We start from the raw sequence: 22,516 nt of genomic DNA on the forward strand, positions 1-22,516 counted from the left end.
GCGTGTTCGTGTGAATACTTTCGGTGACGAGGAGTCGGCGATTGCGAGGGATGATGCCCACGGACCCCACCGAACAGCGGATGAGCCTGGACACCAGGGCCGCACGCACCCTGGCCACGACCACCAAGACCCGCCCCCAGATGCAGGCGATCACCTCCCGGTGGCTGCTGCGCATGCTGCCCTGGGTCGACGTGCGCGGCGGCACCTACCGGGTCAACCGCCGCCTCACCCACCGGGTGGGGCGCGGGCGGGTGAGCGTGGTGCGGGAGGGCGCCGGCGACGTCCGCGTCATCCCCGAGACGCTGGCCGAGCTGCGGGCGCTGCGCGGCTACGACGACCTCGACGTGCTGGCCGCCCTCGCCGCCACGTTCACGCCGCGCGAGGTCGCACCCGGCGAGGTGATCGTGGCGGCCGGCACGCCGGTCACCGAGACCTACATCATCGCCCACGGCCGCCTGGAGAAGCAGGCCATCGGCAGATACGGCGCCACCGAGTCCCTCGGCGTCGTCACCGACGGCGACCAGTTCGGCGACGAGGCACTCGGCCAGGACGACCCCCGCTGGTCGTGCACGGTCAGGGCGGCCACCGCCGGCACGATCCTGGTCTCGCCGTGGGCCGCCTTCCAGCGTGTCCTCGCCCGCGCCCCCGGCCTGCGCGCCCACCTCGACCGCTACCTCGACAGCACCCGCAGGCCCGTCAACAGGCGCGGCGAGGCCGCGGTCGAGATCGCCGCCGGCCACGTCGGCGAGCCGGTCATCGGCGGCACGTTCGTCGACTACGAACTCCACCCCCGCGAGTACGAACTGAGCGTGTCCCAGACCGTCCTCCGCGTCCACACCCGCGTGGCCGACCTCTACAACCACCCGATGAACCAGCTTGAGGAGCAGCTCAGGCTCACGGTCCACGAGATCCGCGAACGCCAGGAGTGGGAGCTGCTCAACAACCCCGACTTCGGCCTGCTCCACAACGCCGGCTACGACCAGCGCCTGTCCACCTGGTCAGGCCCGCCCACCCCCGACGACCTGGACGACCTCATCAGCATGCGCCGCAAGACCCGCCTGCTGCTGGCCCACCCCAGGGCGATCGCCGCGTTCTTCCGCGAGTGCAACAAGCGGGGCCTGGTGCCGGGCAGCGCCGAGGTCAACGGGCACGAGATCCCGGCCTGGCGGGGCATCCCGATCTTCCCCTGCGGAAAGATCCCCGTCAGCGCGCAGCAGACCACCTCCATCATCGCCATGCGGGTGGGCGAGGACGACCAGGGCGTGGTGGGCCTCCACCAGACCGGCCTGCCGGAGGAGCACGAGCCCGGCCTCAACGTGCGCTTCATGGGCATCGACGAGAAAGCGATCATGTCCTATCTCGTCAGCGCCTACTACTCGGCCGCGATCCTGGTGCCCGACGCGATCGGGATCCTGGAGAACGCCGACGTCGCCGCGCCGCGCTCCTGACCCGCCTCTTCCCCCTGTTTCGTCGTCCGCGAGGAGCGTCATGCCCGCCGACCGGCTCCCGGTCCTGCCCACCGGCCTCGGAACGTCCGCGCTCAGCCTGCGCGCCGCCGCTCCCGTCCCCGCCCCCCTGCGGGAGGAGGGCGACGGGCACGAGTCCGGCCCCGCGCGGCCGTCCCCGCACGTCAGCCTGGCCCCGCTGCCCTACCGCGAGCAGCCCTGGGGCGACGGCTCCTATCCGCCGCTGCTGGTCCCCGAGACCGTCCGCGTCGACGACGACCTCGGCGCGGAGGTCGACCGGCGGCTGCTCGCCTGGGCGGAGCGGCTGGGCCTGCACGAGGGGCGGCTGGAGGAGTTCGGCCGCACCGGCTTCGGCCGGCTCGCCATGCTGACCCACCCCGACACCGACGACCCCGACCTGCTGCTGGTCGCCGCCCAGCTGAACACCGCCTGGTGGGCGGCCGACGACTACTACGCCGACGAGAGCGACCTCGGCGCCACCCCGACGGAGCTGCCGCCCCGCCTGGCGCTGGTGATGTCCGCCATGGACCCGCCGCCGCCGGCCGGCGACTACACCCGGCAGCTGGAGGAGACGATCACGGCCGACCCCGTGCTGGTCGCGCTCCGCTCGGCCACCTCCCATCTGAGCAGGCACGCCCTGCCCTCGCAGGTGATGCGGGTGTGCGGCATCACGTTCCAGATGTACGTGAGCTGGTGCGCCTACGCCGCCTGGCGCTACCTGAAGACGCCGCCGCCGGTCTGGCGCTACCTCGCCGCCCGCCAGCACGACAGCTTCTACACCTCGATGACGCTCATCGACGTCGTCGGGGGCTACCACCTGCCCGCCGACCTGTTCTACGACCGCCGCTTCCACACCGCGCTCATGCAGGCGGGCACCGCCAGCGTGCTGGTCAACGACCTGCACTCGGTGGCCAGGGAGGCGGCCGACGAGCTGCCCGACAGCAACGTGATCCTGCTCATCGCCGCCGAGGAGGGCTGCTCGGTCGAGGAGGCGACCGAGCGGGCCGTACACCTGCACAACGACTTCGTCCGAGGATTCGAGGCCGGCCGGCAGGCGCTGGCCGGCGTGCCGTCGCCGGAGCTCAAGCGGTTCCTGCGCGGCGCGCAGGCGTGGATGGCCGGATGCCTCGAATGGCACGGCAGCAGCGCCCGCTACCAGTCATGACCGTCATCAGAAAGGACTTCGCCCGCGTGACCACCACGAACGCGCACAACTCCGTGCTCGGCAGCCAGTACCAGCGATCCGTCGCCGACTACTGGAACGCCGAGCGCAACCCCGTCAATCTCCGGCTGGGCGAGGTCGACGGCCTCTATCACCACCACTACGGCATCGGCCACGTCGACTGGTCGGTGCTGGAGGGCCCCGAGGAGACCCGCGAGCAGCGCCTCGTGGCCGAGCTGCACCGGCTGGAGACCCAGCAGGCCGAGACCCTGGTCGGCCACCTCGGCGCGCTGGGCCCCGGCGACCGCGTCATGGACGCGGGCTCGGGCCGGGGCGGCTCCAGCTTCCTCGCCAACCTGCGCCACGGCTGCCAGGTCGACGGGGTGTCGATCTCCGAGGAGCAGGTGGCCTTCGCCAACGAGCAGGCCCGGCAGCGCGGCGTCGCCGACCAGGTGCGCTTCCACTTCCGCAACATGCTCGACACCGGCTTCGAGACCGGCGCCTACTCCGCGATCTGGAACAACGAGAGCACCATGTACGTCGAGCTCTCGCTGCTGTTCGCCGAGCACGCCCGGCTGCTGCGCCGGGGCGGCCGCTACGTCTGCATCACCGGCTGCTACAACGACGCCTACGGCCTGCCGTCCCGGGCCATCAGCCAGATCAACGCCCACTACATCTGCGACATCCACTCCCGCAGCACCTACTTCAAGGAGCTGGTGGCCAATCGGCTCGTGCCGTGCAGCGTCATCGACATGACGGCGGCCACCATCCCCTACTGGGAGCTGCGGGCCCAGAGCCACCTGGCGACCGGCATCGAGCAGGCGTTCCTGGACGCCTACCAGAACGGCAGCTTCCAGTACCTGCTGATCGCCGCCGACCGCGTCTGAGCCTTCCCCCACCGGCCGGGCCGCCCTCCGGGGCGGCCCGGCCCCCCTTACCGAAGATCCGCAGAATGCCTCGGCCTTCAGCTTCAGGCCGGGGATGAATGCGGTCCCCCTTGGGGATGGCCCGCCGTAGGCGGGGCAGCGCGGAGCGTGGACCTGGAACCTCAGGTGGGGCGGCGCTGCTGTTCGATATATGCCTTGATGATCGATAGTGGCGCTCCGCCACAGGAAGCGGCGAAGTAGCTGGGTGACCAGAAGGGGCCGTGCGTGATGGCGGGGTCCTGGCCGGGGAACTCCTTGCGCAGGTAGTGCGAGGAGACGCCTTTCGACGAGTTGACGAGTTTGCTGATCGCGACCTTGGGCGGGTAGTGGATGAGCAGGTGGACGTGGTCCTGTTCGCCATTGAACTCGCGGAGTTCGGCCTCGAAACTGTCGCACACCTCGATCATGATGTCTTCGCAGCGGCGCAGCATCGCGTCGTCGAACACGTTTCCGCGATATTTGGTGACAAAGACCAGATGGACGTGCAGCGCGGAAACCACGTTTTCTGCCTCGCCGGTATTCCACATCCTGGCTCATAGACCGGACGATAATGTGTTCGAGTCGGTGAGTCGTGAGCGTCCCGTGGAAGAGGGGGTGTCGCGCATGTTGACGGGCCGGAAGTACCGCCTGGAGTTCGACTTCGGGCAGCGGGCGTTCGCCGAAAGGCTGGGCGGAATCTGCCGGGCCGTGTGGAACACCGGTCTCGAACAACGGCGGGAATACCGGCGACGCGGGCAGTGGATCACCTATGCCGAGCAGTGCAGGCAACTCGCCGACGCCAAGGAGGACCCGTACTGCGACTGGCTCGCCGACGCCCCCGCCCAGGTGATCCAGCAGATCCTCAAAGACCTGGACCAGGCGTGCCGCAAGCATGGCGCCTGGACGGTGCACTGGAAGTCGAAGGCGAAGTGGCGGCCCTCGTTCCGGTTCCCCACCGCCAGACATTTGCCCGTGGAGCGGATCAACCGCAAGTGGGGGCGAGTCTTCCTGCCCAAGTTCGGGTGGACGCGGTTTCGGATGTCGCGCCCGCTCGGGGGAAGCGTCAAGTCCGCGACCGTGTCCCGGGACGGCAGGCACTGGTTCATCAGCTTCCTGATCGACGATGGGATCGCCGAGCGTGAGGAACACGCCTGCCCTCGATGGGTGGGCGTGGACCGGGGGGTGGTCACGGCCGCCGTGACCTCGGACGGGGAGTTCTTCGACCGTCGCCACGCCGGAAGCGACGGTGTCTCCTCCAGGCAGCCGCCACGGGAGACGGAACAGGACCGAAAGGACGACCTCGGGTATCTCACGCCCGGCGAAGCGGAACGGTATCTACGGCTGCAACGCCGGCTCGCCCGCACGAAGAAGGGGTCGAAGCGGCGCAAGGCGGTCACGGCCGCGATGAGTGAGATCATGCGGAGAGTCCGGTGGCGGCGCGCCGACTTCAACGCCCAAGCCGCGCACCGGCTCACCCGCGGGTACGGGCATGTGGTCATCGAAGACCTGAACACCAAGGGCATGAGCGCGGCCGTCAAGCCCAGGCCCGACCCCGGCCGGCCGGGCAGGTTCCTGCGCAACGGCGCGGCGGCCAAGTCCGGGCTCAACAAGGCGATTCTCGACAAGGGCTGGTACGGCCTGGAAGTCGCTCTGCGCTCCAAGGCGCGCTACACCGGCAGCGTCATCCATGAGATCAACCCCGCGTACACGTCCCAGACGTGCCCGGAACCCGCGTGCGGGAAGGTGGACGAGAAGAGCCGCAAGAGCCAAGCGATCTTCTCCTGCACTTCTTGCGGGCACACCGAGCACGCCGACATCGTCGGGGCCAAGAACATCAAGGACAGGCGGCCGGGCTGGCCGTCTCAGGGCGTGGAGACCCACCCGGGTCCGTGAAACGTCAAGCACCCCGTTCCACGGCAAGGGCCGCGCAAGCGGCACGAGCTGCCGCATAGCGGCACGGGATTCCCCGTCCCTTCAGGGCGGGGAGCAGGTCAATTCTGCTCCTGCATCGTGGCGGTGACGACGTTCTCCTTGCCGTCACGCAGGTACGTGATCCGCACCTGCTGCCCCACCGTGAACCCGCGGACCTGCCCCACGACCGTGTCGCCCCCGTCCACCGGCGTGTCACCGATCTTCGTGATGAGGTCGCCCTGCTTGAGCCCGGCCTTGGCCGCCGGGCTGCCCTCGGTCACCTGGCGGATCAGCGCGCCGGGCACGTCGCCGGTCGCGTCGGTGACGCTCACGCCGAGGAAGGCGTGGCTCACCTTGCCCTTGCTGATGAGCTGCTCGGACACCTTCTTGGCGGTGTTCACCGGGATGGCGAAGCCGAGGTTGACGCCCTGCGAGGAGACCGCGCTGTTGATGCCGATCAGCTCGCCGGCCGCGTTGACCAGGGCGCCGCCGGAGTTGCCCGGGTTGATCGCGGCGTCGGTCTGGATCATGCCGCCGAGCGTGGTCATCTTGCTCTCCTGCTGCTGCTGCCCCCAGGGGAACTGCTGGCCGCCGCCGCCGTCGCCGGCGGTGACCGTACGGTCGAGGGCGCTGACGATGCCGGCGGTCACCGTGCCGTCCAGGCCGAGCGGGCTGCCGAGGGCCAGCACGTCGTCGCCCACCTTGAGCTGGTCACTGTCCCCGAGCGTGGCCTTGGCCAGGCCCGACACGCCCTCGGCCCGGATCACCGCGAGGTCCGTCGCCGGGTCGGTGCCGACCACCTTGGCCTTGGCCGTCCTGCCGTCGTTGAACTTGATTGTGAGCACGGTGCCCTGCCCGTCCACGACGTGGTTGTTGGTGAGGATCAGCCCGTCCTCCGACAGCACCACGCCGGAGCCCTCACCGGACTGGCCCTGGATCATCACCACCGACGGCTGCACCTTCGCCGCCACCTCGGCCACCGTGAGCTGGTCGGCCACGGTACGGAAGACCGGGCTCGCCGCGCTCGCCGTGGCGACGGCGGCCGGGCGGTCGGCCCCGGCCAGGTACGCCCCCACCGCCCCGCCGCCGAGCGCCGACGCCCCGAGCGCGGTCACGGCCGCCAGCGCGAGCCCCGCGACGGCCTTGCGGCTCAGCGCGAACACCGTCCTCCGCGACGACGGCGGAGGCGGCGGCGGCGCCGAACCCACCGGCTCCTTTCTGGGGAACCCGCCCACCGTGGGCGGCGTGTCACCGAACTGGGTCCAGCCACCGGCGGCCTGCTCGCGGGGGTCGTTCGCGTCCATGTCATCTCCTAGCGTCCCGATGACACAAGACTGATCAATGCCCGGTAAGAGCTGGTTAAGGGAAAGATCGGGTCACTTGTCGCGCCCTGACGCCGGCCTTATCGCCGCTGGCCGGGGGTAGGGGGAGGGACCGGAGAATTGTTGAAATTTCCGGCCGACACGCCCGTCAGCCGGCTTCGAGGACGAAGAACAGGAAGCTCAGGAACCTCGTACGGGTGGGCTCCATCTCGCGGAACTCCTCGGGAAACAGGTCGCGGGCTTCCGGCACGAACGGCGGTTCGCTGATGACGCTGATGCGGAAGCCCGCCGCCGTGAAGGCCTCGGTCATCGCGTGCAGCGGCCGGTCCCAGAAGCTCAGCGTGGTGGTCTGCCCGCCCATGACCCATTCTTCGGTCCGGTTACGGGTCTCGAAGTACTTGGGCTTCTCCCCGGCCGCCTGCTGCATGAGCGTGATGACGAAAGGATGGTCGACCGAGACGAGCAGCCGGCCGCCGGGCTTCAGCACGCGTCTGACCTCCGCCAGCGTCGGCCCCCAGTCCTCCAGGTAGTGCAGCACCAGGGACGCGATGACGTCGTCGAACGTGTCGTCGGGGAAGGGCAGCGGGCCGGCCAGGTCGACGACCCGCAGGTCCGCGTCGGCGCCGAGCCGCCGCCGGGCCAGCTCCAGCATCCCGGCGCTCGCGTCGACGCCGGTCACGACGGCGCCCCGCTCGCGCAGCGCGGCGAACAGGGGGCCCGCGCCGCAGCCGGCGTCGAGGATGCGCCGCCCGGCCACGTCCCCGGCGAGCTCCAGCATCGCGGGCCGCTCGTAGTACGCGTTCACGAGGCTCTTCTCGTTCTCGGCCGCGTACCCCTCGGCGATCGGGTCGTAGTCGTAGGAAGTCTCAGCAGACATCCGGCCATTCTGACCCATCGGTCACGAAGCCGCTCAGGCTTCCGTAAGGGTTTTCTCCTGGGCGTTGGCCTGCTGGAGAGCGGCGATCACGGCCTGCTCCACCGTTTCGTGCACGTGCAGCACGGTGTTCGCCTGGGTCAGCTCCATGAGCCCGGCGATCTTGGGATGCGGCGCGGCCAGATGCAGCACGCCGCCGTGCTGACGGGCGAAGGCGTGGGTGTTGAGCAGCACCCGCAGCCCCGCGCTGGCGAGGAAGGTGACCTCGCTGAGATCGACGACCACGTGTTCGCCGGGAGCGCGCCGGTGGCGCTGGATGTAGAGGTCGAAGGCGCGTGCCGTGGCGGAGTCGATCTCGCCCGCGACGGAGATCACGCACACGCCCGGCAGTTTCTGCACGGCGAACGTGAGATCCAGCATGCAATGCCCACCGATCGGAATTCGAGTGCGAATTCTCAGAGAACATGGACAAGGCGTTGGTTCGCCTTTACCGCACGATAGCCGGGCGCCGCCCTTCTTAGAAGATGCGGCTGTCGAATTCTTACCCTGCCGGAGGGGGCGCGGTGTGCGGTCGCGTAAGGGTTATAATCCTCCTACAACGGTTACCGAGGAGGGCGCCCATGGACATCCCGATCGCCGGTTACGCCACCGGAGTGGCGGTGGCGAACGACCTGGTCAGCACCTCGCCGACGGTGCGGGGCGCGGCCGGGGACGCGCTGCCCCGCCCGGCCGCGCTGGCGGGCCTCCTGGCCAGGCACGGCCTCGTCCTCGACGCCCCGCCGCCCGACGACGCCGCGCTCCACGAGGTGCACCTGCTGCGCCGCGAGGTCCGCGGCGTCATCGAGACCGAGACCGAGGAGCAGGCCGTGGCCGGGGCCATGGTGCTGGCCGGGCGCGCGGGACGCTCACCGGTCCTGCGGCGCGACGACGCCGGAGCCTGGCAGTGGCACGTGCCCACCGCGCCGGGCGCGCCGCTGGCCGCCGAGCTGGCCGCGGTGATCGGCATCGGCCTGCTCGGCGCGGTGCGCACGCTCGGCCACTCCCGCTTCCGCCCGTGCGCCGCGCCCGGCTGCCGTGGCGTGTTCGTGGACGTCAGCAGGGGAGGACGGCGGGCGTACTGCATGCCGGACCGGTGCGGCAACCGGGTCAACGTCGCCGGCCACCGCGCCCGCCTGCGGAGCGCGAGCTGATGGCGGCGCTGGAAGGGGCGATCCGGCTGCCGGACGGCCTCCACGTACGCGGCCGGGGCCTGCGCCACCCGCTCCCGCCGGGCCCGCGGCCCGACTTCGGGCTCTACCTCGGCTCCGACCGGCTCCGCCGCCGCCACGACGCCGCGCTGACCTGGCCGCACGAGTGGCTCAACTGGCCCGACTTCCTGCTGCCGCGCGACCGGGACCTCGCCGTACGCCGCATCGGAGAGCTGCGCGAGCGGGCGCGGGCCGGCCAGGCGGTCGAGGTGGCCTGCGGAGGCGGCGTCGGGCGCACCGGCACCGTGCTCGCCTGCCTGGCGGTGCTGTCCGGCCTCGACCCGGCCGCCGCGCTCGCCTGGACCCGCGAGCACCACCACCCCCGCGCGGTCGAGACCCCCTGGCAGCGCCGGTGGATCGCCCGCTTCCCAAGTGATCGTACGAAAGGCGACCTCATGAAAGGCGACCGCCCGTGACGCACTCCGACGCCGTCATCCGCGCGGCCGTCCCCGCCGACCTGGCGGCCGTGACCGCGATCAACGCCCACTACGTCGCCAACACCGTCATCACCTTCGAGGAGACCCCGCCCACCGTGGCGGACTGGCAGGCGAGGCTGGCCGACCTGACCGCCCGCGGCTTCCCCTTCCTCGTCGCCGACGTCGGCGGCGAAGTCGCCGGCTACGCCTACGCGGGACCCTGGCGGCCCAAGCCCGCCTACCGGCACACCGTGGAGGACAGCATCTACCTGGCTCCCGGCCACGTCGGCCGCGGCCTCGGCGGCGCGCTGCTGGCCGCGCTGATCGACGGCGCGACGGCGGCCGGGCTGCGCCGGATGATCGCCGTCATCGCCGACGCGGGCGACGACCGCTCGATCGCCCTGCACCGCAGGCACGGCTTCACCGAGGCGGGCCGGCTGACCGAGGTCGGCTTCAAACTCGGCCGCTGGGTGGACACGACGCTGATGGAACGCCCGCTGACCTGAGGTTTCTTCGGTGACTGGCGGGTAGCCGGACCCCATCCGAGCGGATGGAGCAGACAGATGCGTTCGTCGTTCCGGTTGGGCCGCGTCGGCGGGGTCGTGGTCGGGCTCAACATCAGCGTGCTGGTGATCGTGGTGATCCTGGTGGCGGGGCTGTCGTTCGGGCAGTTCCCGCTCGCCTTCCCCGGCTACCCCGTGGTGGCGTACGTGCTGGTCGGCGTGGGCACCGCCGTCCTCTTCCTGGCCTCGCTGCTCGCCCACGAGCTGGCGCACGCCCTGGTCGCCCAGCGCAACGGCATCGAGGTGCCGCGGATCACGCTGTGGCTGCTCGGCGGGGTGGCCGAGCTGAAGAGCGAGCCCCGCACTCCGGGCGCCGACCTGCGGATCGCGGTCGTGGGGCCGGTGACCAGCTTCGTGTGCGCGGTGGTGTTCGCGGCGCTGGCGCTGGTGAGCGGCGGCGTGCCGCTGGTGGCCGGCATGTTCGGCTACCTGGCCGCGGTCAACGTGCTGCTCGCCGTCTTCAACCTGGTCCCGGCCGCGCCGCTGGACGGCGGGCGGGTGCTGCGGGCCGCGCTCTGGTCCCGCTGGGGCGACCGGGTACGCGCCGCCGTGGCCGCCGCCCGCGCCGGCCGCGTCTTCGGTTACGTGCTCATCGCGCTCGGCTTCCTCCAGGTCGTCTCGGGGCTGGGCTTCCAGGGGCTGTGGCTCGTCCTCATCGGCCTGTTCCTGGTGAACGCGGCGAGCGCCGAGGAGCAGCAGGCCCAGCTCGGCGCGACGCTGCACGGGGTGACGGTCGGCGAGGTCATGTCGGCCCGGCCCGTCACCGCCTCGCCGGACGAGACCGTCGCCGGGCTCATCGACCGGCTGGTGCTGAGCCGGCGGCTGTCGACGTACCCGCTGGTGGGGACCGACGGGAGCTTCCTCGGGCTGGTGACGCTCAACCGGCTGCGCCAGGTGCGGCCGGAGGCGCGGGAGACCACCCGGCTCGCCGACATCGCCTGCCCGCCCGACCAGGTGCCGAAGGCGGTCCCCGACGAGCCGCTGCTCGGCCTGCTGCCGCGGATGAACGGCTGCGCCGACGGCCGCGCCGTGGTGCTCGGCCCTTCCGGGCAGCTCGTCGGGCTGCTCACGCCGAGCGACATCAGCCGGGTGATCCAGACCGCCGGCCTGCACCACCACGACCCCTACCCGCACCCGCGCGGCGCCGACCTCGCCGTCCCGCCCCAGCGCCGGCCCGAGCCCGAGCCCAAGCCCGGGGAACGCGAGCACCGCCGCACCGAGGTCTGAGAGGGGCTACCGCGCGGCGGCAGGCCGGAGGCGGCGGAAGAACGGGTTGGCCGCCGGGCCGAACATCATGCTCATCGCCCCGAGCACCGCCGCCAGGTGGATGACCCGGCTGAAGGTGAACAACAGGGTCATGAGGTCGGCGTCGCCGAAGAACTCCACCACCGAGTTCCCCGCCAGCAACCACTGGATCGGCTCGATCACCAGCGACAAAGTGCCGAACACCCCCAGGGACAGCGCGAGCGACACCCGCGCCCAGTTGTGGCCCTGGCGCAGTCGTACGGCCAGGAAGATCGCGGCAGCGAAGATCGTCAGGCGCAGTCCGAGGCCACCGGCCAGCGAGGCGAACGAGGCCGTCCCCGCGGCGATCATGCCCGACACGGCCAGGGCCGCCTCGAACACACCGGCCCCGACGGCGACGAACCAGAGTGCCGAGGCGGTCGTGACCGAGGCGGGGGCGGCGAGCGGCTGCGTGGTCATGAGGTTCTCCCAGAGGGGCGGGTGACGAGCGGTACGAGAAGCAGTCTCCGTCGCCATGAGGGTCCGGTTCATGCCCGCGCGCACCCGAGCTGAGGTGGGGACAGCCTTACCGCCGGCCGTCCTGCCCCTCCGGCGGACGCCGCCGGTCAGGGCCGTCGCGCGCCGAGCGCCGGCACGGCGGAGGACGGGAGCGGCAGCACCGCGTGGATCCGGTAGCCGCCGTCCTCGCGGAGCCCCGCGTCCATGGCGCCGCGGAAGAGCGCCACCCGCTCCCTGATCCCGGTCAGCCCGTCACCACCCGGCGGCGGCACCGGGCCGGGCCGGGCGTCACGCGGCCACTCGCCGGTGATCTCCAGGCGCAGCTCGGCCTCGCCGTGGGTGATCCGGACCAGGGCCTGGGTGGGGCCGGGGTGCTTGAGCACGCTCGCGAGCGCGTCCTGGGCGATGCGGTAGGCGGACAGGTCCAGGCCCGCGGGCAGGGGCCGGGGCGTGCCGTCGATCCGCAGCGCCACGTCCAGACCCGCCGAGCGCAGGTGCGCGACCAGCTCGGCCAGCCGGTCGAGGGTGGGCTGGGGGGCCGTCTCGCCGGTGTCGGGGTCCGTGCGCAGCAGGTCCAGCGTGCGGTGCAGCTCCTCCACGGCGCCGCGCCCGGTCTCCTCGATCAGGGCCAGCGCCTCGCGCTCCTGCCGCAGCTCCCGAGGCAGGAGCAGCCGTACGCCGCCGGCCTGGAGCACCATGACGCTGACGTTGTGGGCGACGAGGTCGTACAGCTCGCGGGCGATCCTGGCGCGCTCCCGCGCCACCGCCACCACGTCGGGGGACTCGGGAGCGGCCGGCGGCTCGCCGGGGGAGCGCCTGCGGCGGACCGTGACGCCCGCGATCCCGGCGACGAGGGCCAGCGCGCCCGCGACCAGGTGCTCACCGACCGCCGCCGGCTCGGCGAGCATCTGCGCCGACAGGAACAGCGCGCTCATCCCGATCCCGGCCAGTCCCCGCGCGCCGGTCGCCGGGGCCTGGCTGAGCACGGTGAACAACAGCAACAGCGCCGCGTGCCACTGCCAGGCCCCCGGCGGCCGGCCGGCCAGCAGGTACGCCACCAGACTGATCCCCGTGAACACGCCCATCACCGTGACCGGCCGGCGCCGCCGCGCCAGCACCAGGGCCGCGGCAGGCACCGCCGCCACCGCCCAGAGCCCGGGGACCGCCCCGCCGGCGGCCCGCAGCTCCTCGGCGAGCGCGAGCAGGCCGATCAGCGCGGCCGGCAGCCAGTCGATCGGCTCCGGCCACGTCGTCGTGCGGGGATCACGGGAAGCGTCGGCCATGAAGCGGAGCCTAGGGAGCGGAAGGAGGGGCGGTCATCAGCCCAGCGCCGCACGCGGGGTCCACCTCCGGGGTGATTCCTGGCGGTCGCGGGCCCGCTGAACCGCCGCCGCCCGGCTTCCGTACCTCGGGGTGAGAACGCCGAGCGGGGAGGTCGGGACGTTGCGGCACCGGATCACGAGCGCGGCCGGCGGGCTGCTGCTGTCGATGGCCATGATCGCCGGCCCCGCGGACGCGCACGGCGCGCTGGAGAGCCCGCTCAGCAGGGCCGCGGCCTGCGGCGGGACGGACACGTACGCGGCCTGCCGGGCCGCCGCCAAGGTCGCGGGCTCGGCCCTGCCCGGCGAATGGGACAACCTCAGGGTGGCGAACGTCGCGGGCAGGGACCGCCGGGTCATCCCGGACGGCAAGCTGTGCAGCGGCGGCCTGCCGGGCTTCCGCGGGCTGGACCTGGCCCGCAAGGACTGGCCGGCCACCAAGCTGCGGCCCGGCGCCGGCTTCACCTTCCGCTACCGGGGCACGATCCCGCACAAGGGCACCTTCCGCCTGTACGTCACCAAGCCCGGCTACGATCCGGCCGAGCCGCTGCGCTGGTCGTCCCTGGAACGCGAGCCGTTCCTCACGGTCAAGGACCCGAAGCTCGCCGACGGTTCGTACGCCTTCAAGGGCCGGCTCCCCACCGGCAGGACCGGACGCCACCTGATCTACACGATCTGGCAGAACTCCGACACGCCGGACACCTACTACTCCTGCTCCGACGTCGTCTTCACCGCCGCCGCCCGCAAGGGCAACGCTCCCGCGCTCCAGCCGCCGGCCCAGGGCCCGGCCGCGCCGGTCGGCGTCCCGTGGCAGCTCGGCGTGGGCGTCCTGCTGAGCGCAGGGGTGGGAACGGCCGCCTTCGTGGGTCTCCGGGCGGGTCGCCGCAGGTGACCGGGGGCTACCAGGATTGCGCTCGCCGCACGTTGTATTAACTTAGGCTTGCCTTAGTCGTACGACGTTGGGAGGCGACCATCAGCCGCGCGCAGCACGCCCTCTACGGCCCGGCCACCACCTCCGCCCTCGCCGCGTTGCCCGCTCGCCCCGCGCCCGCCGACCTGGACGCGCTCCTGGCGGCGGGCGGGCCGGTGCTGACGGAGTCGGACGGCCAGACCGAGGTGACGTTCGTGACCACCGGGGGCCGGGCCCCGCTGTCGCTCTGGATCCAGGGCGTCCGCCAGGCGCTCCCGCAGCGGATGCGCCGCCTCGGCGCCGACGGCCGGGGCCGTCAGGTGTGGGCCTACGGCGCCCGTTTCCCGTCCGACAGCACGCTGACCTACTGCTACGTCGAGCGCGACCCGCTCGCCAGGCTCGGCCCGGTCCGCCGGGCCCGGCTGGCCGCCTCGGCCGGCGCCCGCGACGAGCTGATCGAGACCCTGCTGTCGCGCTCCTTCCCCGACCCGGCCGCGCCGCGCCGGGTGCCGAACGTGCTCGGCCTGCTCGGCGGGCAGAAGGCGCCGATCCCCGCGACGGTCAGCGACTGGGTCACGCCGCTGGCCCTGCCCGGCGCGCCCGGCCAGGACTGGCGGCACCGCCCGGTGCGCCTCGGCCGCCTGGTGACCGAGCGCCCCGGGGTCGGCCCGCTGGCGCGCCCGGTCACCGTCTACCGCCCGCCGTGCCGCGGCGAGGTCCGTGACCTGCCGCTGGTGGTGGTCTTCGACGGCGAGGCGTTCGCCTGGCTGGCCGGCGAGCTGGACGAGGCCATCGCGCGGGGCCGGATGCCCGCCTTCCTCGTCGCCTACGTCCACAACCTGTCCAGGCGGCGGCGGGTCGAGGAGCTGTCCGGCGACCCCGGCTTCGTCGCCGCGCTCGTGTCGGAGATCGTGCCCTGGCTGCGGGCCCGGCACCATGCCGCGGCCGACCCGGCCCGGGTGATCGTGGCGGGGGCCGGGCTCGGCGGGCTGGCCGCCGCCCGCCTGGCGCACCAGCGTCCCGACCTGTTCGGCGCGGCGCTGGTGATGTCCGGCTCGCTCTGGTGGGAGCCGCGCGGGCGCGCCGGCCGTCCGGCCGGGCTCGACCTGCTGGCCCGCTTGGCCCGCGAGCGCCGCCACCGCTGGCCGATCCGCCTGTGGATGAGCTACGGCACCCTGGAGGCCGACGTCGGCGACCGCCGGCTGACCCTGCTCGGCGCCGTCGAGCGCTTCGCCCGCGCGGCCCGGCCGCACGTGGACGAGCTCACGGTGCGGGAGTTCCCCGCCGGCCACGACACGCCGTGCTGGCGGCTGGCGCTCCGCGACGGGCTGCGCCATCTCACGGCCCGCTGGAGGTCCTTCTAGACTCCCTGGAATGACCGTGATCGACGAACAGGGCCGTCCTGAGCCCCCCATCGCCGCCGGCGAGACCGCCACCCTCCTCGGCTACCTCGACTACCAGCGCGCCACCTTCAACTGGAAGTGCTCGGGCCTGGACGAGGCCGGCCTGCGGGCCACCGTCGGCGTCTCGTCGATGACCATCGGCGGGCTGCTCAAGCACATGTCGTACGTGGAGGACCACTGGTTCAACCGCTCGCTGCACGGCAACGAGCCGCACCCGCCGTGGGACACCGTGGACTGGGCGGCCGACCGCGACTGGGACTGGAACTCGGCCGCCGCCGACTCCTCGGAGCAGCTGCACGCGCTGTGGCAGGGCTTCGTGGCCCGCTCCCGCGAGCTGACCGAGCAGGCCCTGGCCGACGGCGGCATGGACCGCCTGGCCAAGCGGGGCTGGTCCGACGGCACGACCCCGTCGCTCCGCTGGATCATCTGCCACATGATCGAGGAGTACGCCCGGCACAACGGCCACGCCGACCTCATCCGCGAGTCCGTGGACGGCCTCACCGGCGAGTGAGGGGGCCGGTCAGAGCAAGGTCGGTCAGAGCAGCTGGTCGTGCCGGGCGTCGGCCTCCTGGCGGACCGTGACGATGAAGGCGCGGCGCAGCTTCTGCCGGCGCGGGCCCTGCAGGCTCAGGCCGCCGCCCGGCTGGTGGGAGCGTACGTGCCGCTCGTAGAAGCGCCAGCAGCTCTGGATGCCGTGCAGCAGGTTCTCCAGCAGGTCGGGGGCGGGGCGGCCGGGGTCGAGCGGGGTCAGGGGCAGGTGTACGGTGTCGGCGCCGACGGCGAGCTCGGGATGCTCGGCGTGGACCTCGCCGATGAGGCGTTCGGCCGCGTTGATGCGGTGGCGGGCCTCGATGATGCCGAGCAGGTGCCCCTCGCCGACGTGCAGGGCGTTGCGTACCAGGGTCATGACGACCTGACGCGGGCGCACGCCCGCCCCGAGCCCGCTGACGACCTCGGTCAGGCTCTCGAACGCGAGCGGCTTGAACCGCTGGTCGGCGGCGGCCACGATCTGCGCGGGATGGGCGTGCGTGAGCCGGGAGGCGGCGGCGACCGCGGCGTGCAGCCAGTGTGCGGCGGCGACGGCCGCCGCGGTGGGGTCGAGCCGGGTGAACAGCGCGTCGCAGCCGAACGGGTGCCGGCGCAGCAGCCGGTCGGCCTGGACCACCTGCAGCGGTGAGGCGTCCTCGCGGCTGAGGGCGACGGCCTGCCCGGCCCGCTGCGACAGGTCGCCCAGCTCGGCCCGCTGGACCGCGTCGAGCTCGGCGGTGACCTCGTCGGCGACCTGGGTGGTCAGGTCGGGCCGGCCGAGGAAGGCCAGGGTGCGGCCGACGGTGTGGGCGGCCTCCTGGACCCTGGTGCCGATCTCCGCCCAGGCGGTCCGGTCGGCGGAGACGATGAAGTCGTGGACCGTTCCGAAGGCGTCGCGCTCCTGCTGCCGCTGCCGGCCGAGGCTGCCTGGCCCGTAGTGGTCGGCGACGCTGGCGGGGTGGGTGTAGCAGCGCCAGCAGGCCTGTGAGAGCTGGGTGAGCCCCGCGGACAGCCGCAGCAGCTCGTGGTGGGGGAGGAGGGAAGGTAGGTCGGCCACGGTGGTGGCGGTCTCGCCGATGCCGGTGCTCCATTGAGCGATGAGCGCGCCGCGGGCGCGGTCGATGGCGTACCGAGTCACAGAGACTCCTTCGACGGGGGGTCTGAGCGGGCGAGGGCCGTGCTCAGTGAGCGTGGGCGCGGTGGTGGGCGGCCACGTGCAGAATGCTAATGAGGACCCCGGCCGGCGCGGAGGATTTTTTCCTACGGCGCGCATTCCTGGCGGCGGCTTAATAACCGATAAAATGGCATTTGCGGTGCTCGGCGGGGTGGATATTTTGCTACCACGAATGCCGCCCGGCGGCTGAACGGCCGGGCGGCGTCCGCGTTTCGCGAGGGTTTACCGGGGCTCAGGGAGCCGGATAGTCCGTGACGTAGACCGGCGATCCCGTCCTCGTGGTGTCGGCCGCCTCGCCCACGCCGTTGACGACGTGGTCGATCGTCCCGGCGCTGAGGTTGACGGTCATGATGTGGTGCAGCCGGACGCCGGGGGTGCGCGGCACCTCGAAGCCGTTCTCGGTGTGGATGTCGGGGTTGTTCTGGTTGAAGACGTAGACGCCGGCCCCGTACAGGCGGTGCGTCCGCACCCGGTCGCCGACCTTGTAGCCGGCCCAGCCCTTGACCTTCCCGTTCATCCAGTCGGCCTGGGTGGGCGGGTCGTACGGCAGCTCGTTCTGGTAGAGGATCGTGGTGCCCGCCTCGCCGTTCCAGACCGTGTTGTACTGCTGGAAGTGCTCGACGAACAGGCCCGTCGCGGTCACCCGGTCGCCGTTGACGACCGCGCCGGTGCGGCCGAGGTTCGTGTTCCAGCGCTGGGTGTCGGTCAGGCCCTCCACGCCGTGGTCGGCGCGCCACACCCACGTGTGGTCGATCAGCACGTCGTCGCTGTTGACCTCCAGGGCGACGTCCGTGCTGCCGACGTGCGGGCCGCCGACCCGGAAGTAGACGTCGGACAGCGTCGTCGGGTTGCCGGGCGAGCTGTGGCCCCGGCCGTTCCGCTTGCCGACCCGCAGCAGGACGGGCGACTTCCGCTCGCCCGCGTCGATGGTCACGCCGGCCACGATCACGCCGGGGACGTCGGCGACGTCGATGGGGGTCGCGCCGCCCACGGCGGTGAGCGTGGCATGCCCGAGCCCGAGCACGACGGTGTCGGGGCGCTTGACCTCGATGGAGCGCGGGATGTCGTACACGCCGGGCGTGAGCAGCAGGTGCTTGCCGCGGGCGAGCTGGCTGTTGATGACCTGCACCGGGTCCGACGGCCGGGCCACGAAGAAGTCGCCGATCGGGATCGTCCGGCCGGGCGTCAGGCCGCCGGCCCAGGAGACGCCGCGGGTGTTCCTGCGGGCGGCCGGGACGCGCACCTGGTAGCGGCCGCGCGCGTCCGTGTAGAGGAACGGCTTCTCCCTGCTGACCGGGGTGGTGTCGAGCGTCGTGTACGGCGGGTCGGGGAACGCCGACTCCGCGGGCGCGCCGACGACGCCGGAGAAGACCTGGTTCCAGACCGCGTTGGACCAGCCGGCGACCTCGCTGTCACGGGTCAGCCACTGCTGCTGGGAGCCGTTCGTGACGGCCGGCAGCCGGGAGTCGGCGATGAAGCCGCCGCTCGCGTACTGGGGGCCGGCCGTGCAGTAGTCCATGAGCGACAGGGTGCCGCCGGTGACGTCGAGCCGGCGCAGGGAGACCGCCTGGGAGACGGCCCAGAAGTTCGCCGAGGACCGGCAGCCGTCCTGGCCGGCCGCGTTGATGTTGATGGACAGGTTGGAGAGGGTGCGCCAGAAGTTGACGAGGGCGAGGCAGTTGGCGGTGCCGCCGTCGGCGAGGCAGCGGTTGTAGACCTCGACCTTGCCGTTGATGACGACGTCCGTGGGGGAGGCGCCGAGGCCGGCGATCTCGGTGTAGTAGCCGACCTTGATCTGGAGGGGGTGCTCGGCGGTGCCGTACGTGCCCGGCTTGAACAGGTAGGCGTGCCTGGCGGTGCCCATCTCGGCGTCGACCTGGGCGGCGTGCGCCGCGTCGAGGGTGGCCTGGATGTCGGCGACCGGCATGCCCGGGTCGAAGACGGTGACGTTGGGTCCGAGGTCGGGCGCGCCGCCGCCGTGCGGTGCCGCGCTCGCGGGCAGGCCGGTGGCCCCGGCCGTCATGACGGCGGTGGCCAGCACGACGCCTAAGGCGATCGCCCGGCCGGCACGCCGGCGCCCGTCAGGTTGCTGGATCGTCATACGTGGAGTCCTTTCGACGGGCGGCCCGGCGGCTCTGAGAGAGCGCTCTCTCGGGTCGTTTGTACCGTGCCGCCCGGCCCGTTCACAAGGGCGGGTAGGGGCCGTGAGGGCCCGGAAAACAGGGGTTGGCGGCGACCTCAAGATCGTGTTGTCTGGAGGCACCCCGAGATCGCGAGGATCAGCCGATGCCCCAGCCGAGAGCCGCCCTGCCCGCGCTCGCCGCGGCCGTGCTCGTGTCCGCCCTGGTGACCGCCGCTCCGGCCGGTGCGACCGTCAACAGCGCTGCGGACCTGCCTCTGACCTCGGCGGTCTTCGGCGCCACGCACAACAGCTACTCGGGCGACCTCGACGGCGCCAGGGGCTCGATCGTCCGCCAGCTCGACGAGGGCGTGCGCTTCATCGAGCTGGACATCCACGACAACGGCTACGCGAGCGCCCGCGACTACGCGATCGGCCACGACTCGCCCGGCGACGCCGTGGACCACACGGGCAACCCCGCCTCGAACCTCCTGCGCGACTGGCTCACCGCGATCAACGCCTGGTCGGCGGCCCACCCTGCCGCCGCGCCCATCACCGTCGCGCTCGACATCAAGGACGACCTGACCGACAACACCTCCTACGCCGCGGGCAACCTCGCCGCGCTCAACCAGGAGCTCACCGCCGTCTTCGGCGACCGGCTGCTGCGCGCGTCGGACTACCCGGCCGCCACGCCGACGGTGGACGCCTTACGCGGCCGGGTGCTCGTGCTGCTGTCCGGCAACGGGCGGACGCGCACGCTCTACAAGCGCGACGCCGGCACGAGCCCCGCCGTCGCCATGAACGCCCGCGGCCAGGTCGTCGAGGTGCACGACTCGGGGTCGGGCGACCTGTGGTACTGGAGCGGCACGTACGGCCCCGACGGCACGGTGACCTGGCTGCGCCACGGCCGCTACGACAGCGGCGTGACCCCGGCCGTGGCGCTCAACGACGCCGGCGACCTGGTCGAGGTCCACCAGTCCCAGAGCGCGACCACGCTGTGGTACCGCGTCGGCCGCCTTGCCGCCGACGGCGAGATCACCTGGTCGGCGAGCCACCAGTACGACAACGGCGTCCTGCCCACCGTCCGCTTCACCGACGCGGCGGGCACCCGGCTGCAGGAGATCCACCGCAGCCAGAGCAACAGCCAGAACTGGACCTGGACCGGCGCCCTCGACGCCGCCGCGCGCACGGTCGCCTGGACCGGCAACGCGAAGACCGCCGACGCCCGCCCCGACAAGACCACCGCGGTCAGCGGCACGTCCCGGGTGCGTGTCTGGACCGGCGCCGACGGCCCGACCCCTGCCACGACCCTGCGCGTGGACACCGACCGGCGCGCCGGCGAGCGCGTCCGCTACCCGCAGGTCGCCTTCACCGAGTTCCAGCAGGGCGACAGCGCCGAGCTCCAGCAGGACGCGCTCTACTACGCCGCCCCCGCCTCGCAGTCGTCGTTCATCGTCTCCGCCCGGCAGGCGGGGCGGCTGGCCCGTGGCTGGGACTTCGACTCGGCGTCCCGGGCGACCGACCCGCTCGCCAATTATCCGGCGACGAACCGCCCGTACGACACGTGGTACCGCACCCTGCTCACGCAGGCGGGGGCCGTTCGCTGAACAGGGTTCGGCATGTTTCACCTGGGTGAAATTATCTGAACAGCCTTGTCCTGTATGCCCGCTTACCGGTAGAACAGCAGGCAACCAGCAGGGCTTTTGCCGGTGAACCGGCTTCGTGATGCGTTCATGAACGGAACGCCTGGCTGAACATGCCGTCCCTTCCGTCCCCCAGGAGGACACATGGCCGGATTCCCGCGCCCGGACGCCGCCACGTCTTCGCCGCTGTCGCGCAGGTCGGCGCTGCGCCTCGGGGGCAGCGTGGCGCTGCTGTTCGCGGCCGGCTGCGCCGCCGGGACCAAGGCGGGCGGCGAGCCCCAGCCGTCGGCGTCCGGCGGGACCGGCGCATCCGGTGGAACGCTCCGCATCGCGGTGAGCAGCTACATCAGCAGCTGGGACCAGGACTTCGTGGGCTTCGACCTCACCGCGTTGATGCTCTACAAGAACGTCTTCCCGTACCTGATCGACTACGGCGTCAAGGACGTCGGCGGCTCGCAGATCCTCGACAGCGAGAACATCGCCCCCACCTTCGCCGAGTCCTTCGAGCCCGACGCCGACAACAAGGTCTGGACGCTCAAGCTGCGCAAGGGCGTGAAGTTCGCCAGCGGCAACGAGATGACCGCCGCCGACGTCAAGTGGTCGAAGGACCGCGCGTTCGCCGCCCAGGCCAACGTCGCCGGCGTCTACCGGCTGATCGGGCTCACCAAGGCCGACCAGGTCAAGGTGGTCGACGACTACACCGTGGAGTTCCATCAGGCGTTCCCGAGCGCGCTCACCCGTCAGATCCAGGCCATCTCCCTCTACGTCTTCGACTCGGCCGAGGCCAAGAAGCACGCCACCGACGCCGATCCCTGGGCCAAGGAGTGGTTCGCCAAGAACCCGCCGACGGGCGGCTACTTCAACGTCGCCAAGGCCGTCCAGGGCCAGGAGATCGAGCTCGCCGCGAACACCGGCTACCCCGGCCCCGACCCGGCCAAGCTGAGCACGATCCGGCTCACCGTGGTCCCCGCCGCCGCCAACCAGCGCCTGCAGCTCCAGGCCGGCGACGTGGACCTCGCCCTCGGCATGAGCCGGCGCGACATCGCCGACCTCAAGAACGCCGAGGGCATCAAGGTCATCTCGGCGCCGAGCAACAACCAGGTCGCCATCCAGATGTCGGTCACCTCCGCGCCCTTCGACGACGTCAAGGTCCGCCGGGCGCTGGCCTGCGCGGTGCCGTACGAGCAGATCATCGCCAACGTCTACGGCGGCGACGCCCGCCCTGCGAAGAGCCTGGTGCCGCTGGACATGCCGGGCTACGCCGACACCGGCTACCCCTACGCCTACGACCTGGACAAGGCCAAGTCCCTGCTGGCCGAGGCCGGCAAGCCGGCGATCAGCTCCGAGCTGGTCTTCGAGGCCGACAACGGCGAGCAGCAGCAGATCGCCGTGCTCGTGCAGAGCGAGGCGAGGAAGGCCGGCATCGAGCTCAAGCTCGTCCCGCTGGACCCGGCCACGCTCGGCGAGCGCCGGGGCAAGAAGAACATCCCGCTGCAGCTCACGGCCGGGCAGCTCTGGGTCAACGACGTCGAGTACATGCTGGGCACCAGCTTCACCAAGGGCGCCAGCCTCAACTACTCCAACTACGTCAACGACGAGATCGAGGAGATCTTCGAGAAGTCGCACACCACGGTCGAGGACGCCGACCGGCTCAAGCTGTGGGCCCGGGTGCAGGAGATCCTCGCCGAGGACGTGCCCTGGGCGATCATCTGCCAGCCGAACTTCACCCTCCCCGTGCGCGAGAAGGTCGCCGGCTGGGTGCAGCCCATGGACGGCCTGGCCCGCCTGCGTTACCTGAGCGGGGTCTGACC

The 22,516-nt window shown here is 72.0% G+C and carries 20 protein-coding genes and 1 pseudogene; 13 read left to right on the plus strand and 8 right to left on the minus strand.

The window, feature by feature from the left end:
- The first annotated feature begins 80 nt into the window (after positions 1 to 80).
- Genes AC27IY_RS19275 through AC27IY_RS19285 form a run of 3 tightly spaced genes read left to right on the plus strand, consistent with a single transcriptional unit; the run spans position 81 to position 3,515 of the window.
- Positions 81 to 1,448: a family 2B encapsulin nanocompartment shell protein gene (locus tag AC27IY_RS19275; RefSeq protein ID WP_487178747.1), complete on the plus strand. Its 1,368-nt coding sequence runs from the start codon at positions 81 to 83 to the stop codon at positions 1,446 to 1,448.
- A gap of 40 nt (positions 1,449 to 1,488) precedes the next feature.
- Positions 1,489 to 2,631 (plus strand): family 2 encapsulin nanocompartment cargo protein terpene cyclase, encoded by a 1,143-nt coding sequence (locus tag AC27IY_RS19280; protein WP_423451835.1) that lies wholly within the window; start codon positions 1,489 to 1,491, stop codon positions 2,629 to 2,631.
- On the plus strand, positions 2,628 to 3,515 hold the full coding sequence (locus AC27IY_RS19285) for a geranyl diphosphate 2-C-methyltransferase (protein ID WP_344213285.1): 888 nt from the start codon (positions 2,628 to 2,630) through the stop codon (positions 3,513 to 3,515). Before AC27IY_RS19280 ends, AC27IY_RS19285 begins: the two co-directional genes overlap by 4 nt.
- A gap of 161 nt (positions 3,516 to 3,676) precedes the next feature.
- Here AC27IY_RS19285 and tnpA read toward each other — a convergent pair.
- A pseudogene (gene tnpA, locus AC27IY_RS19290) lies at positions 3,677 to 4,091 on the minus strand (IS200/IS605 family transposase).
- 66 nt (positions 4,092 to 4,157) lie between these two features.
- Here tnpA and AC27IY_RS19295 point away from each other — a divergent pair.
- Positions 4,158 to 5,426, plus strand: coding sequence for an RNA-guided endonuclease InsQ/TnpB family protein (locus AC27IY_RS19295; protein ID WP_487178748.1), 1,269 nt, complete (start codon positions 4,158 to 4,160; stop codon positions 5,424 to 5,426).
- A gap of 98 nt (positions 5,427 to 5,524) precedes the next feature.
- Here the strand turns inward: AC27IY_RS19295 and AC27IY_RS19300 are convergent, their stop codons facing one another.
- The 3 genes from AC27IY_RS19300 to AC27IY_RS19310 all read right to left on the minus strand — a co-directional run bounded on the left by AC27IY_RS19300 (position 5,525) and on the right by AC27IY_RS19310 (position 8,060).
- A complete protein-coding gene (locus AC27IY_RS19300; protein ID WP_487178749.1) occupies positions 5,525 to 6,748 on the minus strand; it encodes a S1C family serine protease in 1,224 nt (407 codons plus the stop codon).
- Between the two features lie 166 nt (positions 6,749 to 6,914).
- Positions 6,915 to 7,643 (minus strand): class I SAM-dependent methyltransferase, encoded by a 729-nt coding sequence (locus tag AC27IY_RS19305; RefSeq protein ID WP_487178750.1) that lies wholly within the window; start codon positions 7,641 to 7,643, stop codon positions 6,915 to 6,917.
- A gap of 33 nt (positions 7,644 to 7,676) precedes the next feature.
- Complete coding sequence (locus AC27IY_RS19310) at positions 7,677 to 8,060, minus strand: STAS domain-containing protein (RefSeq protein WP_423451831.1); 384 nt, start codon at positions 8,058 to 8,060, stop codon at positions 7,677 to 7,679.
- A gap of 200 nt (positions 8,061 to 8,260) precedes the next feature.
- On the opposite strand from AC27IY_RS19310, the gene AC27IY_RS19315 reads away from it, so the two are divergent.
- Genes AC27IY_RS19315 through AC27IY_RS19330 form a run of 4 tightly spaced genes read left to right on the plus strand, consistent with a single transcriptional unit; the run spans position 8,261 to position 11,093 of the window.
- A complete protein-coding gene (locus tag AC27IY_RS19315; protein WP_371252216.1) occupies positions 8,261 to 8,830 on the plus strand; it encodes a CGNR zinc finger domain-containing protein in 570 nt (189 codons plus the stop codon).
- Entirely contained in the window at positions 8,830 to 9,303 is a 474-nt protein-coding gene (locus AC27IY_RS19320; protein WP_487178751.1) for a protein-tyrosine phosphatase family protein, read from the plus strand. Before AC27IY_RS19315 ends, AC27IY_RS19320 begins: the two co-directional genes overlap by 1 nt.
- The gene (locus tag AC27IY_RS19325) at positions 9,300 to 9,809 is read left to right on the plus strand and encodes a GNAT family N-acetyltransferase (protein WP_423451829.1); all 510 of its coding nucleotides are present in this window, start codon (positions 9,300 to 9,302) and stop codon (positions 9,807 to 9,809) included. Before AC27IY_RS19320 ends, AC27IY_RS19325 begins: the two co-directional genes overlap by 4 nt.
- A 57-nt stretch (positions 9,810 to 9,866) precedes the next feature.
- Positions 9,867 to 11,093: a site-2 protease family protein gene (locus AC27IY_RS19330; RefSeq protein WP_423477333.1), complete on the plus strand. Its 1,227-nt coding sequence runs from the start codon at positions 9,867 to 9,869 to the stop codon at positions 11,091 to 11,093.
- Between the two features lie 6 nt (positions 11,094 to 11,099).
- Here the strand turns inward: AC27IY_RS19330 and AC27IY_RS19335 are convergent, their stop codons facing one another.
- Positions 11,100 to 11,570: a hypothetical protein gene (locus AC27IY_RS19335; protein ID WP_344213269.1), complete on the minus strand. Its 471-nt coding sequence runs from the start codon at positions 11,568 to 11,570 to the stop codon at positions 11,100 to 11,102.
- Positions 11,571 to 11,716: 146 nt separating this feature from the next.
- The gene (locus AC27IY_RS19340) at positions 11,717 to 12,892 is read right to left on the minus strand and encodes a sensor histidine kinase (protein WP_423477332.1); all 1,176 of its coding nucleotides are present in this window, start codon (positions 12,890 to 12,892) and stop codon (positions 11,717 to 11,719) included.
- A gap of 130 nt (positions 12,893 to 13,022) precedes the next feature.
- Here AC27IY_RS19340 and AC27IY_RS19345 point away from each other — a divergent pair, with 130 nt between their 5' ends.
- From AC27IY_RS19345 to AC27IY_RS19355, 3 genes are all read left to right on the plus strand, one after another.
- A complete protein-coding gene (locus tag AC27IY_RS19345; RefSeq protein WP_423451825.1) occupies positions 13,023 to 13,820 on the plus strand; it encodes a lytic polysaccharide monooxygenase auxiliary activity family 9 protein in 798 nt (265 codons plus the stop codon).
- A gap of 137 nt (positions 13,821 to 13,957) precedes the next feature.
- The gene (locus AC27IY_RS19350) at positions 13,958 to 15,202 is read left to right on the plus strand and encodes an alpha/beta hydrolase (RefSeq protein WP_423477331.1); all 1,245 of its coding nucleotides are present in this window, start codon (positions 13,958 to 13,960) and stop codon (positions 15,200 to 15,202) included.
- Positions 15,203 to 15,212: 10 nt separating this feature from the next.
- Positions 15,213 to 15,752 (plus strand): DinB family protein, encoded by a 540-nt coding sequence (locus tag AC27IY_RS19355; RefSeq protein WP_423477330.1) that lies wholly within the window; start codon positions 15,213 to 15,215, stop codon positions 15,750 to 15,752.
- A 24-nt stretch (positions 15,753 to 15,776) separates the two neighbouring features.
- Here AC27IY_RS19355 and AC27IY_RS19360 read toward each other — a convergent pair whose 3' ends face one another.
- Both AC27IY_RS19360 and AC27IY_RS19365 read right to left on the minus strand, forming a co-directional pair.
- Positions 15,777 to 16,907 carry a hypothetical protein gene (locus AC27IY_RS19360; protein ID WP_423477329.1) on the minus strand — a complete coding sequence of 377 codons (1,131 nt, stop codon included), beginning with the start codon at positions 16,905 to 16,907 and terminating at the stop codon, positions 15,777 to 15,779.
- A gap of 268 nt (positions 16,908 to 17,175) precedes the next feature.
- Complete coding sequence (locus AC27IY_RS19365) at positions 17,176 to 19,044, minus strand: adenylyl cyclase (RefSeq protein WP_487178752.1); 1,869 nt, start codon at positions 19,042 to 19,044, stop codon at positions 17,176 to 17,178.
- A gap of 185 nt (positions 19,045 to 19,229) precedes the next feature.
- On the opposite strand from AC27IY_RS19365, the gene AC27IY_RS19370 reads away from it, so the two are divergent.
- Together AC27IY_RS19370 and AC27IY_RS19375 are read left to right on the plus strand one after the other, a co-directional pair.
- Positions 19,230 to 20,669: a PI-PLC domain-containing protein gene (locus AC27IY_RS19370; protein WP_449949966.1), complete on the plus strand. Its 1,440-nt coding sequence runs from the start codon at positions 19,230 to 19,232 to the stop codon at positions 20,667 to 20,669.
- A 180-nt stretch (positions 20,670 to 20,849) separates the two neighbouring features.
- Positions 20,850 to 22,514: an ABC transporter substrate-binding protein gene (locus AC27IY_RS19375; RefSeq protein ID WP_487178753.1), complete on the plus strand. Its 1,665-nt coding sequence runs from the start codon at positions 20,850 to 20,852 to the stop codon at positions 22,512 to 22,514.
- The last annotated feature ends 2 nt before the right edge of the window (positions 22,515 to 22,516 follow it).

It is taken from the genome of Nonomuraea sp. B208 (assembly GCF_057536035.1).